The 16520-nt window shown below is 36.8% G+C and carries 14 protein-coding genes and 1 pseudogene; 11 read left to right on the top strand and 4 right to left on the bottom strand.

The window, feature by feature from the left end:
• Nucleotides 1–38: 38 nt before the first annotated feature.
• On the bottom strand, nt 39–2765 hold the full coding sequence (ppdK, locus tag OPR52_RS03085; RefSeq protein WP_265038414.1) for a pyruvate, phosphate dikinase: 2727 nt from the start codon (nt 2763–2765) through the stop codon (nt 39–41).
• Between the two features lie 871 nt (nt 2766–3636).
• Between ppdK and OPR52_RS03080 the strand changes: the two genes are divergently transcribed.
• The 3 genes from OPR52_RS03080 to OPR52_RS03070 all read left to right on the top strand — a co-directional run bounded on the left by OPR52_RS03080 (nt 3637) and on the right by OPR52_RS03070 (nt 6100).
• Nucleotides 3637–4740 (top strand): reverse transcriptase domain-containing protein, encoded by a 1104-nt coding sequence (locus OPR52_RS03080; RefSeq protein ID WP_265037800.1) that lies wholly within the window; start codon nt 3637–3639, stop codon nt 4738–4740.
• Nucleotides 4643–5116, top strand: a complete 474-nt coding sequence (locus tag OPR52_RS03075) for a group II intron maturase-specific domain-containing protein (RefSeq protein WP_320109389.1) — start codon at nt 4643–4645, stop codon at nt 5114–5116. The genes OPR52_RS03080 and OPR52_RS03075 overlap by 98 nt, the downstream gene beginning before the upstream one ends.
• Nucleotides 5117–5254: 138 nt before the next feature.
• Entirely contained in the window at nt 5255–6100 is an 846-nt protein-coding gene (locus OPR52_RS03070; RefSeq protein WP_265038413.1) for an Rpn family recombination-promoting nuclease/putative transposase, read from the top strand.
• A 106-nt stretch (nt 6101–6206) separates the two neighbouring features.
• Here OPR52_RS03070 and OPR52_RS03065 read toward each other — a convergent pair whose 3' ends face one another.
• Nucleotides 6207–7595 (bottom strand): phosphomannomutase/phosphoglucomutase, encoded by a 1389-nt coding sequence (locus OPR52_RS03065; RefSeq protein ID WP_265038412.1) that lies wholly within the window; start codon nt 7593–7595, stop codon nt 6207–6209.
• A 94-nt stretch (nt 7596–7689) separates the two neighbouring features.
• Between OPR52_RS03065 and OPR52_RS03060 the strand changes: the two genes are divergently transcribed.
• The 3 genes from OPR52_RS03060 to OPR52_RS03050 all read left to right on the top strand — a co-directional run bounded on the left by OPR52_RS03060 (nt 7690) and on the right by OPR52_RS03050 (nt 11052).
• Nucleotides 7690–9774 carry a coiled-coil domain-containing protein gene (locus OPR52_RS03060; protein WP_265038411.1) on the top strand — a complete coding sequence of 695 codons (2085 nt, stop codon included), beginning with the start codon at nt 7690–7692 and terminating at the stop codon, nt 9772–9774.
• Nucleotides 9775–10295: 521 nt separating this feature from the next.
• Nucleotides 10296–10547: a hypothetical protein gene (locus tag OPR52_RS03055; RefSeq protein WP_010081945.1), complete on the top strand. Its 252-nt coding sequence runs from the start codon at nt 10296–10298 to the stop codon at nt 10545–10547.
• Nucleotides 10537–11052 (top strand): IS110 family transposase, encoded by a 516-nt coding sequence (locus tag OPR52_RS03050; protein WP_065095460.1) that lies wholly within the window; start codon nt 10537–10539, stop codon nt 11050–11052. Before OPR52_RS03055 ends, OPR52_RS03050 begins: the two co-directional genes overlap by 11 nt.
• Before the next feature lie 352 nt (nt 11053–11404).
• Here the strand turns inward: OPR52_RS03050 and tsaD are convergent, their stop codons facing one another.
• Nucleotides 11405–12412, bottom strand: a complete 1008-nt coding sequence (gene tsaD, locus OPR52_RS03045) for a tRNA (adenosine(37)-N6)-threonylcarbamoyltransferase complex transferase subunit TsaD (protein WP_006280520.1) — start codon at nt 12410–12412, stop codon at nt 11405–11407.
• 475 nt (nt 12413–12887) lie between these two features.
• Nucleotides 12888–13391, bottom strand: a pseudogene (locus OPR52_RS03040) (WD_0702 family putative metalloprotease); the annotation flags it as partial.
• 61 nt (nt 13392–13452) lie between these two features.
• On the opposite strand from OPR52_RS03040, the gene OPR52_RS03035 reads away from it, so the two are divergent.
• The 5 genes from OPR52_RS03035 (at nt 13453) to OPR52_RS03015 (ending at nt 16501) form a co-directional block, all read left to right on the top strand.
• Nucleotides 13453–14312 (top strand): IS630 family transposase gene (locus OPR52_RS03035; RefSeq protein ID WP_265037751.1). Its coding sequence is split into 2 segments (ribosomal slippage): nt 13453–13777 and nt 13777–14312, totalling 861 coding nucleotides; the frame shifts between segments, so codons are not numbered across the junction.
• A 282-nt stretch (nt 14313–14594) separates the two neighbouring features.
• Nucleotides 14595–14906 (top strand): ECH_0659 family protein, encoded by a 312-nt coding sequence (locus OPR52_RS03030; RefSeq protein ID WP_319803698.1) that lies wholly within the window; start codon nt 14595–14597, stop codon nt 14904–14906.
• A gap of 136 nt (nt 14907–15042) precedes the next feature.
• A complete protein-coding gene (locus OPR52_RS03025; RefSeq protein ID WP_265038408.1) occupies nt 15043–15591 on the top strand; it encodes a head-tail connector protein in 549 nt (182 codons plus the stop codon).
• 135 nt (nt 15592–15726) lie between these two features.
• Nucleotides 15727–16137: a DUF3168 domain-containing protein gene (locus OPR52_RS03020; protein ID WP_265038407.1), complete on the top strand. Its 411-nt coding sequence runs from the start codon at nt 15727–15729 to the stop codon at nt 16135–16137.
• On the top strand, nt 16112–16501 hold the full coding sequence (locus tag OPR52_RS03015; RefSeq protein WP_209473189.1) for a phage tail tube protein: 390 nt from the start codon (nt 16112–16114) through the stop codon (nt 16499–16501). The genes OPR52_RS03020 and OPR52_RS03015 overlap by 26 nt, the downstream gene beginning before the upstream one ends.
• Nucleotides 16502–16520: the final 19 nt, after the last annotated feature.

Below are 16520 nucleotides of genomic sequence, written 5' to 3'. Positions count from 1 at the left end.
GGCTCAAACCATATGAGTAGCCAACACTGCCACTATACTTACCTAGCAAATTTAGATCTAACACTAAACTGTGCTGCCACTAACTTTGCAATCGGTACTCTATAGGGTGAGCATGAAACATAATCTACCCCTGATTCGATGAGAAACTCTATAGATTTTGGATCTGCTCCATGCTCTCCACATATACCCAGTTTTATTTCTTTTCGGTTTTTTTTGCCTCTTTCAATGGCTATCTTGATTAACTCCCCTACCCCTTCGATGTCCAGCACTTCAAATGGATCATTGTCAAATATGTTGTTTTTCTTATAGGAATCGAGGAAATTAACTGAATCATCTCTTGAAAGTCCCATGGTTGTTTGCGTTAAATCATTAGTGCCAAAACTAAAGAACTCTGCATGTTTTGCTAACTTATCAGCAATCAGTGCCGCTCGTGGTAGCTCTATCATTGTTCCAATTGAGTACGCCTTGTCTGATGTCATTCCAGCGCGTGACGCTGGAATCTGCGTCTGTGAGATGACAGAGGATTCTTTCTTTGCTAGCTCGCATATCAGAACAAACTCTTTCTCATTCATTATAAAAGGAATCATGATTTCAGGCTCCACTTCTATCTTCTTTTCTTTCTTTAATTCACTTGCAGCACTAAGTATTGCCCTAATCTGCATGCTATATATTTCAGGATGAGAAATAGCAAGTCTACAACCTCGATGGCCAAGCATTGGGTTCTTTTCTGATAACTGTGCTATTTTATTTTTTACTGACTCAACTGACTTACTAAGTGATTTGGCAATTTTTTCTATAGTAGACTGATCATTGGGTAAAAATTCATGCAAAGGTGGATCAAGCAACCGTATAGTGACTTCCCTGCCCTCCATAATAGAAAATATTTCTTTGAAATCAGACTTTTGCATTTCTTCTAGTTTAATGAGCGCATTTGCCCTTTCATTTTCATCGTCAGCTATTATCAACTTTTGAATGAATTCGATTCTATCACTAGCGAAAAACATATGTTCTGTGCGACATAAGCCTATACCTTCTGCACCGAATTCTTTTGCAATTTTTGCGTCTTTTGGAGTATCAGCGTTCGCTCTCACTTTGACCGTTTTGATTTCATCTATCCAGTTGATTACCGTTTTGAATTCTTGCGATAATTCAGGTGAAATTGTAGGGAGAATGCCAAGCATAACCTCCCCTGTTCCTCCGTTGATGGTAATTGGTTCACCTTTATTTACTTTTGTATCCCCTACAGAAAAGAAAGTTCCATCTTTATCGATATAAAGTCCACTCACACTGCAAATGCATGGCTTACCCATTCCACGGGTTACAACAGCAGCATGCGAGGTCATCCCTCCCCGTGCTGTTACTATGCCACTTGCAGCATTCATTCCATTAATATCTTCAGGACTCGTTTCTGACCTTACTAAAATCACTTTTTTACCCTGCTCTGCAGCTTTTTCAGCATCACTTGCACTAAACACTACATATCCAGAAGCAACACCTGGAGAAGCAGGTAGCCCCTTCCCTATTACTTTTTGGTCACTCTCAACGTCAAGAACTGGATGCAATAAATTGTCAAAGGTTTTTGGATCAATTCTCAATATTCCTTCTTCTTTTGTAATCGTTCCTTCGTTTACCATATCAACTATTATGCGAATAGCAGCTTCAGCCGTGCGCTTGCCAGACCTAGTCTGCAAAATCCATAATTTACCGTCCTGTACAGTAAATTCGATATCCTGCATGTCTTTATAATGCCTTTCAAGTTTTTCACATACCACACATAATTCTCGGTAGACACTTGGCAGCAACTTCTCCATGGTGTTTTTTTGCTCTCCGTCAATTGGCATAGGAGTATAAACACCAGAAACCACATCCTCACCCTGAGCATTAATCAGAAATTCACCAAAGTATTTTTTTTCTCCAGTTGAAGGATTTCGTGTAAATATCACACCAGTTGCAGAATTATCATTTAAATTACCAAAAACCATTGCTTGCACGTTGACCGCTGTTCCAAGGTTTTCAGGAATATTATGTATTCTTCTATAGGAAACAGCCCTATCATTTTTCCAAGAGGCAAATACTGCATTAACTGAGTTTAACAATTGCTCTTCAACGTTCTGCGGAAAATGTTTTCCTGTTTTTTCATGTACTATCCTTTTGAAATTGTTAACAATTTCTTTTAAAACATCAACATCAAGATCAGCTAAGCTTTTTGCTCCACTCTTTTGCTGCTTATTATCAATAACATCTTGAAATAGGTGATGATCAAGCTGTAGTACAACATTGGAGTACATCATGATGAAACGGCAGTAGCTATCGTAAGCAAAACGTTCGCCACTTTTTTTTGCAAGCCCAACAACGGTTTCATCATTTAGACCAACATTTAAAATAGTATCAAGCATGCCCGGCATTGAACTAACACTACCAGAGCGTATGGAAACTAATAAGGGATTATTTAAATCCCCAAATTTACAACCGATGTCATTTTCGAGCATCGTCATGTAGTTTTTAATTCCACTACATATGTCATTCCAGTGCGTGACCACATTTTTTTCTGGATCCGAGTAGTCAGCTACTTGGATGACAGAAGATCTATTGTCTTGATAATAGACTTTGCAAGCAGAGGTGGAAATTGTGAAACCAGGTGGAACAGGAATGCCAACATTGCACATTTCTGCTAAATTTGCCCCCTTTCCTCCCAGCAGATTTTTCATTTCTGCATTGCCTTCGCATTTACCCTGGCTAAAGTAATGTATTAACTTTTCCCCCATCATTTTCTCCGGATTTTCACTGATAAACACATTGTACATATAGTTCCAATAAACCTGTGAGGACTTGAAACCTTAGGATAATAAATTTTACAAAATTTTGCAACAACGTTCCCTCTGGCAACATCAGTAAAGTTAACAAAAAAGATGACAAATTATTGAATTATTATCAATAAGAATATATAATATAAAGATACATTTAAAAATTTTTTTATGGCTCTTTCTAAGTTTCTCGACCCCAAGAATGATGTATCGTTTGTGCGACGTGAAAAGTCGCTTATTAAATTGTTTAGCAGGTCACCCTGACTAAACCGAGTGTTTTGCCGCTCGTACCCTACTAGACTGTACAAAAGCAGTAATGCTTTGTGCAAAGCGTTTAGGACAATGAACCCGCCTGAAAAGGAGAAGTTCGGTCTGCGAAGAAAGAACAATGCTATAAGTGTCGAGTTGGCACGGGGGCTAGGGTTAATGGTATGGATAGCGCAAGCAAATGATCCTAAGCATCGTTACGTCGAACAAGCCAAAGACACTGATAGGCTTGAACCAAAAGGTAAGTAGACTGGTTATCAAACTGAACGCATTTGATACGCAAACATCAAGGTCACCGGTGTAGAGATCAATCCTAACCCGTTGTTGTTTAATAGGTGGAACACGGAAACCCCATATATCTCTGGGTACCAATATTGGATATTCAGTAAGGTCGATCGTGAGAAAGGCTTATGGGTATGTGGGATTGGGAGTGTGGAAAAAGTGAACGCTCATCTGTAATGGATGTGATACAGGTTTAACGTTACCTGGCTCGAAAGAGAACTGACGTCCACAATGGTCATCTTGGATAAGATTGTTTGTAAAACTTTTAAAGAGAGGAAAGCAGATGGTTACAGGTAAAATTGTAAGTGCACCTTTCGGTACTGCCGAGCACTGGAACCAAATTAATTGGTCTCAATGTAAGAAAAAAACCAGGAAGCTACAAGCTCGTATTGTTCAGGCAACAAAAGATGGGAGATGGAATAAAGTGAAAACTTTACAACATCTTCTCACACGTAGTTTTAGTGCTAAAGCATTAGCAGTGAAACGCGTAACTTCGAACAAAGGAAAATACACGGCTGGTGTTGATAATCAGTTGTGGCAAAGTCCTTCAGCTAAATCTCAAGGAATTGCTAGCCTAAAGCGACGTGGATATCGCTCTCAACCTATGAGACGCATTTATCTAATCAAGCCTGAGGGCGGCAAGCGGCCGATTAGTATTCCAACTATAAAAGATCGTGCGATACAAGCCTTATACCTTATGGGCTTGGACCCTGTTGCAGAAACAATAGGAGACACTCACTCATATGGATTCAGGGTGCATCGTTCAGCAGCAGATGCGGTAAGTCAAATTTTCATAACATTGGCAAGACGTGATGCTCCGCAATGGATTTTAGAGGGGGATATTAAGAAGTGTTTCGATGAAATAGACCACCACTGGTTGAAAAACTCAATTCCAATGGAAAAGAGTATCCTAAATAAATGGTTAAGGTCTGGATTCGTAGAAAGACGAATGCTACATCCCACAATAGCAGGAACTCCACAAGGTGGAATTATATCTCCTGTACTTGCTAATTTAACTCTCGACGGTCTTGATGATGTTTTCAATAAACATTTCGGAAAAAAGGGAACCAAAAAACGCAAGAAATATGGTGTACACATGATCCGCTATGCGGATGATTTTATAGTAACTGGAAAATCGAAAGAAATTCTAGAGACTAAAGTCAAACGGCTTGTAGAGGATTTCCTGAGCCAAAGAGGGCTATCTTTATCGGCAGGAAAGACAAAGATCACACATAGAACAGGGATTCGATTTTCTCGGTCAGACAGTACGCAAGTACAAAACAAAACTAATCATCAAACCTTCAGAAAAAAGTGTAAACAGACTTCTGAAGCGCATCCGGTACCTAATTCGCAAGAAGAACGCAGAAACCCAAGAAAAAGTAATTGATATGCTTACACCTCAAATTCGAGGATGGGCCAATTACCATCGAGGAATATGTGCGAGAAAAGCTTACGAAAAAGTGGACCATGAGATCTTCAAAGCCTTATGGCACTGGTCAAAACGCAGACATCCTAATAAAGGATTACGTTGGATTAAAGGTAAATACTTTAAAGTCAAGGAATCTCGAAAATGGTGTTTTGCAGTACTGGCTAAGAATAAAAACATAATTGAATGGAAAGAACTCTTCCAAGCGACAAGTGTACCAATTCGCCGCCATAAGAAAATTAGAGCAGTAGCTAACCCCTATGATAAAGAGTGGTATGCTTACTTTAAAGAACGTCAATCAAAAAACTCTTCTCTTTGCAAAAATGGTAAGGTATGATTAATGTTAGTTCTAAGAAGGAATTTGATATGTCCAAATATTCGATAAAAACTGTTGCCGGTTCTAAAGAAAAGGACTTAAGGTGGCTCGAGCCGTATGAAGGGAAACTTTCACGTACGGTTCCTAGAGGAGGGTTCGATGGGTAAATATCTTAGTCCATTGAACTCTTACTCTTTCAAGCGTATCTTCGGTACTGAAAAAAATAAAGATATCCTTATTCACTTCCTCAATGATATTCTTGGCTTTACTGGTAAAAATGAAATAAAGGATATAGAGTTTTTAAGTACTATTCAAGACCCTGATATCGTCGCTAAAAAGCAAAGTATTGTTGATGTTCTCTGTAGAGATTCTACAGGTGCTCAATACATTTGCGAGATGCAGGTCGCTAAAACTAAAGGCTTTGAAAAACGTGCCCAATACTATGCCGCTAAGGCCTATTCAAGTCAAGCTGATGTAGGTGATCAGTATCATGATCTTAAAGGCGTTATCTTTATTGCTATAGCAGATTGTGTGCTGTTTCCTAATAAATCTGAGTATAAGTCAGATCATGTAATGTTAGACAAAGATAGCTATGAACATGATTTAAAAGATTTTTATTTTACATTTATTGAGTTACCAAAATTTCCTAAAACTAAAGAAGACCAATTGGAGAGTATAGTTGAAAAATGGATCTATTATTTTAAATATGCAGATGAAACTAGCGAAGAAGAATTGGAAAAGATAATAGGTAGTGATGTAATAATTAAAAAGGCATATGAAGAACTAAATAGATTCAACTGGTCAGAGAAAGAATTTATTGCCTACGAACAGGAAATAAAACGTATTCGTGATGAACGGGCTGTTCTTGAACAAAAACTTGATGATGCTAAAAAGGAAGGAAAAGTTGAAGTTGCAAAAACAATGCTAGCTAATAATGTTGATGTCACCACTATTGTTAAGTTTACTGGCCTCTCCATGAGTGAGATCAAAGAATTGCAGAATTAAGTTGACCCGCAAACGGTTACACGAAATAATGCTGCAGCCTGACCAGATGATAAGTACATTTAGCCTATTTATCTTTATACTTTCATGCCAATTTTATAAATCAAATTTATTTCTGTGAGTAGCTACAATTTAAAGACCTTGCTTCATCAATGTAATGGAACAAAACCTTTTTAGTAAGTTCAAAACCTTCTAAAGTCTCTCCTTCGCATCTTGCTGTAATGCAGTTTTGCGTATTTGATACCCTAAGAAGCCACCAACCTTTATTATCGGTTACCTTAACACCATCAAGATCTGAAAATACAATATTTTGCTTCTCCAGTGTTTTCTTTATTGATTCAATTATTTGAAATTTTTTCTCATCTTTCACTACAATCTTTACTTCATGAGTGATATATAACTTCGGTAAATCCTCAATTACCTGAGATAGGCTTTGGTTTTTCTTAAGCAAAATGTCAACTGCTTTAACAGCAGAATATAGCCCATCATCAAAACCTAGCTCAGAAAAGAAGAAGTGCCCGCTTAATTCACCAGCAAACTTTGCCTCTTCCTCTACCATCTTCTTCTTAACTAGTGAATGTCCAGTAGCGCAGGTAATAACTTGCCCTCCTAACTTACTAACAAAATCATGCACTTTCATACTCATTTTTACGTTAGCAATAACTTTGCTTTCTGGATATTCCTCCAACACTTCACGTGCAAAAATTATAAATAAATGGTCATTGGAAACAACGTTGCCTTTATTATCAATTAAGCGCACCCTATCGCTATCGCCATCTAGCGCAATGCCAAGATCACATTCACATTCCTTCACAATGTCAATTAATTGAGCGAGGTTCTTTTCCTCTATGGGATCTGGATCATGCAGTGGAAATGCCCCATCTATAGAGTTATTGGTTACGATATGCGTATGACCAGGCAAGATCTTTTCAATATACCTTATAATTCCACTTGCTGGACTATTTCCACAATCCCAGGCTATTTTTAATTTCTGTGTAGTATTATTCTTCACTGCACTTTTCAATATGCTAATGTACTCACTATATATATTTATGTTAATTAAGCTTCCAATTCTTGTGCTGTTTTTAATTGGACTGCTTATAATTTCCTTCATTTCTTGATCTGAGAAGACTTTTTTATTACTAAAAAATTTAAAGCCATTATATTCGCTGGGGTTATGAGAGGCAGTTATTATGATACCAAGATCCGCCTGTGTGATTTGTGTTGCAGCGTAAAGCATAGGTGAAGAGCATAGTCCAACGCGTATAACATTTGCACCGGATAAAGTTAAGCCCCTAATTAATTCTCTTTCTATACCTGGTGAATCTATTCTGCTGTCGTAGCCGACACAAACACTAACTACGGTTTGGCCAAACTTTCTACCTATCTCGTACCCATCATTAATCTGCAAGTCTTTGCCTATTATACCTCTAATATCGTATTTTCTTATAATGGTATTGTCCATACTGTACTCCTTGAAGTGACTACTATATAACATTTTGGCCAAATGCTCAAGTTTATTTATCCAACAATTAGTTGACTTTTTAAAGAAATCTGTTAATATTATAGTATATTTTTTAAAATGTAAAATTATGCCACAGGAAAACGAAAATGTATTTATAGCTGAAAGTCAAAGTTTAGATGTAGATGAACAGAAGAAAAAGGATATTTTAGATGTGATTGAATCTTGTAGCAGCTTTCAAGAGACTATAAAACAATTGGAGGAAAAAAATTTAATCTGGTATTTTATTGGCCCTTTACGCAAAGATGAGAACATTACAGGACAGATAAATTTAAAGTGGGAAAAGGAGTTCCAAAAATTTGAGCAATCAATAAATGAAACACATAGAGAATTTGAAGCATCTTTACCAAATCAAAATTTCTTAGCGTATTCAACAAAAGATGATGACTTCAAAATTAGATTTGAAAATGAAGAAAAACCAATAGAAATTAGCAATATTTTAAGAGCTAGCAGTGAAGGTAAGGTTTATAACATATCTTTAGGGAAAGATAGTCAAATAACTGCAACCAAAAAAGGCAGCGAAAGGCACTATGATTTTACTGGTTCAAGCTCATGTGAAATGACCATTAATTGGCAGGCTAAGGATTCTGAAGGTAACAGCATAGACTGTAGCATGACCGTAAAATTGGATTCTGGTGGTATACAGAGTGTTATTGGTGAGCCAAAATTTGGAGGAATAACGAGTTCAGAAGAAGTATTAAAGTTAGTTGGACAAAATAAAGAAGTTTTTATCAACGGAAAAACTCTGTATCAAGCTTTTACTGGCATATCCAAGAGTGTAGACGATCAGCAAGTACCAGCAGAGGAAATATTTACAAAAGATCTACATATATCACCACAGTCACCTACACCAAGCAGCAGTGGGTATTCCTCTCCTAGCACACCTTCTTCACGTAGAAGTTCTATATCCACCAGCAGTGAATTTAGTGATGAAGATGAAATATTTGAGGATGATATGTCTGGTGATGAAGAAGAGTATGAGCAAGAAGGATTAAAAGATGAAGTTGAGGAATTAGAGGAAGAAAAAGAAACATTTGCTAAATATTTTGCAGTGCAGGCAAAGCAGCTTGAGGATCTAAGATTAGAACGTGACTCCTTGAGAGATAAAGTCAATGAACAACAGCGAGCGATATTTGAAAGAGGTCAAAGAATAAAGGAACAAGAGGAAGAACTACAGGATAAAAATGATGTAATAAAGAACTTAAATGATCAGTTGAAAGATAAGGAAGGTGAAACAAATGAGGCAAATAAAGAATTACAGAGAAAATTGAAGCAAAGTGAAGCTAATTTAACTGTACTAAAGGAAAAGAATGCAAATTTGGAGAATGACCTGAAGAAAATAGTGGAAGGTTTAAACGATGATCATAAAAAGCAGTTGGCAGAACAGTTAATGGAAACAAAAAAGGAAAACAATACATTGGCTGAAACGGCGAACCAATTGTCTAAAGAATTAAATGAATTACAGAGAGAAAAGGAAGACTTAGAGAGGAAAATTCGACAACTTGAACCTGGAAGATCACTTGCAGATGAGCTAAGCGAAGAAAATACGAAGGGGGAAATAGAAAAGCTTCAACGTCAGCTTAAGGAAAAGGAAGATATGTTACAAGAAGAGTTGAAATCTGCCAAAGAGAGTCTAGAGCAACTGCAGAACATATTACAGCAGGAAAAAGGTCTGGCAGCTACATCAACTCAAACTGAAGTTGAATATGAAAGTAGAGGAACAAGCATGCAGCAGCAAGACCAAGGTATACAAGCTGTAAACAACAACTCAAGCAGAACAGCTAGTGGGTTAAGACAAGAAAACAAAAAATTGACTAGAGACAAACTAACTATATCTGAACAATTAAAACAAAAAATAAGAGAGATTGACGAGTTAAAGAAAAATTTAAAGCAATTACAAGAAGAAAATAAACAACTCAAACAAGAAGTTACTAAAAATGCAGGAGTTGATGCATCATCTTCAACAGGTCAAAAAGAAGCTAAAGAAGCAGAAGTTATACCGCAAAACATTATGGATTGGCCTGTTCCAATTCCAGATGATAAACCGGAAGAGCAGAAAACTCCATTAGAGCCAATCAAGGTAAATACAGAATTATCAGATCCAAAATCAATCCCTGCTGAGGGTCCGGAAAAATCTCCTCCTCTTTCAAAATGATGAGTTTTGCTTCTATAGCTGACCCAAGCAACACGTCATCCCGCGATTTATTCGCGTTATCTCAGCCGCTAACACGTAGCGGGATACTTAACCGTCATACCGTGATTTATTCACAGTATCTCTTAGCCACTAACAAGCAGCGGGATGACAGCAATCCTACGTCATGCCGCCGCGGTACCTCTAGATCCCGCTAACTAGTAGCGGAATGACGAATTTTTGTTTTTCAAATTATAGCTAAACATACTGTAATTGCTATTGAATGATGGAGAGACATACTCCATTATTTTAGTACGAAGTAACAAATTCAATGAATTGGTTCTTCAAAAATAATTTAAACTTTTACAGTAGGTCATGAAATATTATAGCGATCTCATTAAAAGAAACTTTTATAAGTATCGTTGATGAGAAAGGAAAAGTTGTTAAGGAAGAAGTTGTTGCAAGCGAAAGTAAGGCAATAGCAGATTAGCCAAGGCAAAAAATACGAACCCATAGGAATAGAAAGTGGATAGTTGTCAATATCAATGTGCAAAGAGTTAAGGAGTTTTGGATTACCAGTAATTTGTGTAGATGCAAGGCATATGGCAGCAGCGTTGTCTGCAAGAATCAATAAGAATGATAAAAACGATGCGAGGGGTATAGCGCAGATGATGAGAAGTGTTAGTAAAATCAGTTGTCAAATTAAAATAGCGCTTGGAAGCAGAAGACAGCTAATGTGTAGCAAACAGCAGGTTATTGGAACAATAAGAGGGTTGTTGAAGATACATGGTCGATAAAGGATCAAAATTTGAAACTTTCGCTTTAAGAATACAAGAGGCAATAAATAATTTGGATGAAATCAGTAGGAGTTCAATTGAAGCGTTAGTTTGTAGTTTGGAAGCAATAGAAAAGTCATTAAGAAAGCTTGACAAAATGCTTTCAGAACAAGGTGAAAAAGACGATGATTGTAAATTGTTAACTACTGTTCCAGGAGTGGGGATTATAGTAGCAATGACGTATAAAGCTGCAATTGATAACCCACATAGGTTTGAGAAATCTGATACAGTTGGAGCATATATAGGGTTGACACCAAGGCAATATTCTTCTGGAGAAGTTGATCGGCATGGCAGCATATCAAAGATGGGACCAGCGGAATGTAGAAGTATGTTATATGAAGCTGCACAAACAATGCTTACAGTGACCAAGAGGACATTTAAATTAAAAAACTGGGGTTGCGAAGAAAAAAGGAATGAAAAAAGCAATTGTAGCAGTAGCAAGAAAATTAGCTGTAATTATGCATAGGATGTTGGTTGATAAAACAGAATTTTATTATCAATAAACATCAAAAGAGCATAGGACAATAATTTTATTGAAAATAAAGATAGCAATGCCGATGGAAGGGACAAGCAAGAACTTAGTTAGACTTCGTGGTAAATATGTTGCCGTCCACTTCCGCCTAACAAGTATAATGCGGCTTGACAAATTTATTGTCATCTCAGACCGCGGAGAGAACCATATGCTACTTTTAACTTATGTAAAATTACCAAGGATTATGGAGAAGATATGCTGTTTTGATTTGTGTGAAAATTATTGTTGACTTATGTGCAATTAGAGAACCTAAGTCACTTTAGCTATAATTCAGAATTGAGAGCTTTTAATAACTCTCTAACTCCCACTTAGGTCTTGGTGCAAAATTAAGTGGATCTATATAATTTTTCTGTAACCTTTCAATTCCTGTCCATCCAACCATAATTGCATTGTCTGTACATAGGTCGTTAGGGGGAAAAAATATGTTTAAGTTTATGTGTTGTTTTAATTTTTCTCTCAAGAAATTATTTGCTGCAACTCCGCCGGTAATCACAAAGTCATTGATTTTGATATTTAAAGATTCGGCCATAATAATCGCATTACTAACCCTGTCCAGCAGTATGTCACTAATACACTCTTGAAACGAAGCACATACATCACACACATCTTGCTCGCTCATTTTAAGTTCTTGCACTAAGTTTTTTACTGCTGTTTTAATTCCAGAAAACGAAAAGTTACATCCATAACGTTTTATCATTGCCCTTGGCAATTTAAATCTTGCACCATTGCCTTTTTTAGCTAACTTTTCAATTAATGGCCCTCCGGGATAGCTTAAACCCAGCATCTTAGCAACTTTATCAAATGCTTCTCCTAGTGAATCATCGAGCGTTTCTCCAAGTTTAATGTATTTACCTACATCCTGTGCAATTAAAAATTGACAGTGACCACCTGATATTAGTAGGACTAAAAATGGAAATTTTACCTCATGCAGTAACCTAATAACCAATGCATGCGCTTCTAAGTGATTCACTGCAATGAATGGTTTTTGTGCTACATGCGCAATTGCTTTAGCCATCATTGTACCAACTATTAATCCACCTATGAGTCCTGGTCCTGATGTTGCTGCAATTGCATTGAGGTCACAAAAGTTAAGGTTAGATTTTTCCACGGCGCTTTTTATTAGACCACTTAAATGCTCCATATGAGCACGTGAAGCTATTTCAGGGATCACCCCACCACGTTTTTTGTGTTCTGCTTGGGAGAGAATTTCGTGAGCAAGGACTTGCTTGTCACTATTTACAATCGCTACTGCAGTTTCGTCGCAGCTTGTTTCAACAGCTAAAATGGTTTTCATGTATATTCGAGCACTTTATTATCAAAACTATATCTTGAAACGCTGTAGAAGTTAACTGCAAAGTTAACTTCTACAGCTAAAAGATTTACCGACAACCGTCATCCCGCTACGTGTTAGCGGGATCTATACCGCGAATGAATCTACAATCGTATGAACATTGCGCTATTGAGATGGAGCACTTTCTTGTTATTCCAGGTCTCCTCTCTCGTCATCCCAGTGCCCTGACTACTTGGATCCAGAAAAAAGAATGGTGTCATGAAAGTAGCTGACACTGATTCCTTTATGATGGTGTCATCCCAGTGTCACGCACTGGGATGACAGGAAGAGGAGACTGAGATGACAAATGTGAGTGCTGATGTAACAAATGTAAATGCTCGAATGACATCAATAGTTATATACATTTTATCACTAAACTAGACGTTCGTACAGTCGTGGAATGAATCGCGGGATGACGTAGGAAAACCTGCACTATAAGCTAATCATCATCTCCAAATATAGAGCTAATTTTTTTGCCCCCAGGAGAAAATTTATTAGTCCAACTGCTTTGCACTTTGGTTACGTCTTTAGTGGCAGTTTTATTGCTGTATTCCTTGATTTCCTTATCTATTCTCTCCATCATTTGTGAATCAAGGTAGCTCTTTTTCCATTGGCCAGTAGCAAGGAACACTTTGTTTAAGTCTTGAGTGCGGATTAAGTATTCTTTATCTTTAGGGTAAACCTCCTGCGCCCAAGCAAACAGCTCAAAATAGCGTGCAAATAATTCAGATGCACGTGATTTTGCAGTTTGATAAGCCTGTATCTCCTTAAATATAACTTGGCCGATAATTTTCTGCACAAGAATATTTGCTTGCTTTAGGTTCTGCTCAATATCCTGGTAAACTTTATGGAGAAATTCCTGTTCCAAACTTAAGTTCAGTTCATTTTCAACCATGTGTGAAAGTTCATGCACTATAATGTATGGGTTTGACTTCCTCAGTATAGCTCTTTCCATAAAAGTCCGGATGTGATAGGATAAGGGTAGATGATGATAAGGAGGTTGAATGCCAGCAGCATATAGTTATGATTTAAGAAAAAAAGCAATGGAAGCGCTAGACGAAGGAGAAAGCAGAGAAACAGTGGCAGCAAGATTTAAGATTGGACGAACTACTTTATGGGAGTGGCAGCAAAGAAGAAAAGAAACAGGAGACTTTCAATCAAAAAAACTTGGAAATGGGGGTTACAATCACAAAATTACCGACTGGGATACCTTTGCCAAATTTGCCAGAGAACACGGAGGAAAGACTCTATCGGAAATGGCTAAACTTTGGAACAACGTTAGTATCCAAACGATCTATCGAGCCCTTAAAAAAATTGAATTTACGCGCAAAAAAAGACATATGGATACAAGGAAAGAAACGAAGAAAAACGTGCTGAATTTTTGAAAATTATAGCGACAAAAGAACCTAAAAACTTAGTGTATATAGATGAGTCTGGCATTGATAACACCGAAGACTACCCCTACGGATATTGCCAGAAAGGACAGCGGTTTTATGCCTTAAAATCTGGAAAGAAAACTCAACGAATCAGTATGGTTGCAGCCTTAAGTGGAAGAAAGATAGTTGTTCCGTTAACCTTTGAAGGCCACTGTAATATGGATGTTTTTAATGGATGGTTTGAGCAATTTTTGACACCGATCTTGGAACCTGGACAGACTGTCATTCTTGACAATGCTACTTTTCATAAGTCTGATAAGATTATCGAGCTTGCTAAAGGGGTTGGTGCAGAAATTTTGTATCTGCCGCCTTATTCTCCAGATTTCAACAAAATTGAGCATCATTGGTTTGCTATAAAAAACAGAGCCAGGAAAAACATTCCTCTATTCGAATCCTTTCGTCGTGCTGTTGATTCTGCCTTCCTATGACCTGTTCGGACTATTATGAGAAATGCTATATGTGTCAGCTACTTGCATGACACCCTGGCAATCGTCATCCCGCAGCGGGATCTAGAGATACCGCGGCGGTATGACGGTTAATTGTTCCGCGCGGGATGACAGGAAAAGGAGGCTACTTGCATGACGAGCTGGGATAACACCTATAGCCCTAGCGCGTAAAAGTATTTGCAAGTTACACAGTAGTGTGAATTTTTTACTTTGGTAGTTTTTTTATTACAGTTATAATCATAAAAGTAGTTGAGTTTAATTGATATGAAAACTTTTACGAAAAATTTTAAAAATAACGAAAAAAAGCTAGAGGAGTTTAATAAGGAAATTGAAGATATAACAACTATAGCTCAAGATAAATTTGCACATGAACTTGAAAATATCGCATATGACAGTGTGCAAAAATTTCGCAGTCTGCTTGCTAAAGAGTTAAACTCCACCTTTAATAATATTCATTCTCAAAATGTCAATCTACTAAAATCTAGCCTAGTTGAATACGCTATAAGTTCAAATTTTATCAATAAAAAAGGAGAAACAGCTTTAATACGTTCTCTTTTCAATATATTCATACGATAAAGCACTCAGAGTTGTTGCTGCGCCAATTTAATTTAATGTTGAATGCAAGCTGCATAGCTAAAGTAAGTAAGATTTGCCCCACGCTGTCACGAGGTAAACCTTACTTATTCTAGCTATATCAAAAAGGAGGGTTATTATGTCAATAAGATCTACTTCACCAAGAATATCTGTGCAACGTAAATCTAAGCCTGAATCTTTTCCAGTTACTTTAGAAGAGGTTAAATCTTTTTTACGCATTGAGAACGACCAGGATGATAAGTTGATTTCAGATCTAATTTTTATGGCAACTGATTACGCTGAATGGCATATGGAAAAGTCACTGGTGAAACAAACATGGCAAGTTTCATATGAAGATTATGTACCTCGTAGGATCTATTTAAGCTATGGCCCTGTGAGTAAGATAGTATTGGCTACTGCAATGATGTCTAAAAATCAAGAGAAGAGTACACTTAAGTATTATTTTAGTGGTGTAGGGGGCTACGTTGAGTTTTTCAATTGTTTGAATGCAATAAGAGTTGATGTTGTATACGAAGCTGGTTATGACAATGTTCCTGAGCAGATAAAACTAGGTATTATGCGGCATGTTTCTGCTCTTTACAAAAATCGTGAATCGGAGGTAAGTAGCCATTTATCTGAAGTGAAGAAGGTATATTCTCCATTTCGCGAACCAAAGGTTGTTTTGTAGATAAGGATGAAATATAGCTAAAGTAAATAAGACTTGCCAACGTCATACCGCGATTCATTCGCGGTATCTCTTAACATAGATCCCGCTAACAAGTAGCGGGATGACGAGTTTCTATATATCTTTCGAGGGTTAATTATGAAAAAAATTCAAGCTATAAACGAGTTGTACAGTAGCATTTATGAAGCACTAAAAGCAAACTCTGATTTAAGGAAATATGTTACTAACATTTATGACTACTTACCTAAACAGGTCACCATTCCTTACCTGAGATTGCGTGTAGTGAATTATAATAACCTGCATATGCTGTCCAATTTTGCTACAAAGGCAAGATTTTCATGCGACATATATACTTATCATATAGACAGTATGTTTGCCATTATAAGGCATATTAACTTGATACTTAAGAGCATTGAAGGTTTTAGTAGTGAGGTCATTTTAGAAAGTAATTGTGCTATGGATCAGCACGATGAAATTTTACATTCAACAATTAATTTTGATATTTTAATAAAAGGAGGTGATAATGAGCAAATTACAGCTAAAAATTAAAGATCATGACAATAATTTTATTGTGTTAAATAATATAAGAAACCTAAGGTTTACTTTGCGTAATAACAGAGAAGAGGTGAAAGATATTTCTTCTTTTGGCTGGAGGAAAGTGCTCGATTGTGCTGGAAGCAGACACATTACGATAAAAATTAATGGAATTTTAGACTCTGTATTAGCTGATGAATTATTACGTAATTCTGCTATGCTAAACTCTAATAATGATTATGAAATTAGTTTTAATGCTAAGGAAAAGATAAGGCTTAGGTGTTCAGTTGAATTGTATGAGAGGTATTATGATCCTGTTACTTTTGACAGCTTTACTGTAGTTTTAACTAGTGCTGAAGTTGTAAACGCTTTTCATTAATGTTAATTTAATTTTTTCA

Source organism: Wolbachia endosymbiont (group A) of Hylaeus communis, assembly GCF_947251915.1.
In the GTDB taxonomy this organism is placed as follows: Bacteria; Pseudomonadota; Alphaproteobacteria; order Rickettsiales; family Anaplasmataceae; genus Wolbachia; species Wolbachia pipientis.
The sequence above is the reverse complement of the archived record's forward strand: the minus strand, read 5'-3'. Positions and strand labels throughout refer to the sequence as shown.

What these genes read in the sequence shown, in the direction of transcription:
- ppdK (WP_265038414.1), bottom strand. Translation starts at nt 2,765, where the DNA reads ATGGGGGAAAAGTTAATACATTACTTTAGCCAGGGTAAATGCGAAGGC.
- OPR52_RS03080 (WP_265037800.1), top strand. Translation starts at nt 3,637, where the DNA reads ATGGTTACAGGTAAAATTGTAAGTGCACCTTTCGGTACTGCCGAGCAC.
- OPR52_RS03070 (WP_265038413.1), top strand. Translation starts at nt 5,255, where the DNA reads ATGGGTAAATATCTTAGTCCATTGAACTCTTACTCTTTCAAGCGTATC.
- OPR52_RS03065 (WP_265038412.1), bottom strand. Translation starts at nt 7,595, where the DNA reads ATGTTATATAGTAGTCACTTCAAGGAGTACAGTATGGACAATACCATT.
- OPR52_RS03060 (WP_265038411.1), top strand. Translation starts at nt 7,690, where the DNA reads ATGCCACAGGAAAACGAAAATGTATTTATAGCTGAAAGTCAAAGTTTA.
- OPR52_RS03055 (WP_010081945.1), top strand. Translation starts at nt 10,296, where the DNA reads ATGTGCAAAGAGTTAAGGAGTTTTGGATTACCAGTAATTTGTGTAGAT.
- OPR52_RS03050 (WP_065095460.1), top strand. Translation starts at nt 10,537, where the DNA reads ATGGTCGATAAAGGATCAAAATTTGAAACTTTCGCTTTAAGAATACAA.
- tsaD (WP_006280520.1), bottom strand. Translation starts at nt 12,412, where the DNA reads ATGAAAACCATTTTAGCTGTTGAAACAAGCTGCGACGAAACTGCAGTA.
- OPR52_RS03030 (WP_319803698.1), top strand. Translation starts at nt 14,595, where the DNA reads ATGAAAACTTTTACGAAAAATTTTAAAAATAACGAAAAAAAGCTAGAG.
- OPR52_RS03025 (WP_265038408.1), top strand. Translation starts at nt 15,043, where the DNA reads ATGTCAATAAGATCTACTTCACCAAGAATATCTGTGCAACGTAAATCT.
- OPR52_RS03020 (WP_265038407.1), top strand. Translation starts at nt 15,727, where the DNA reads ATGAAAAAAATTCAAGCTATAAACGAGTTGTACAGTAGCATTTATGAA.
- OPR52_RS03015 (WP_209473189.1), top strand. Translation starts at nt 16,112, where the DNA reads ATGAGCAAATTACAGCTAAAAATTAAAGATCATGACAATAATTTTATT.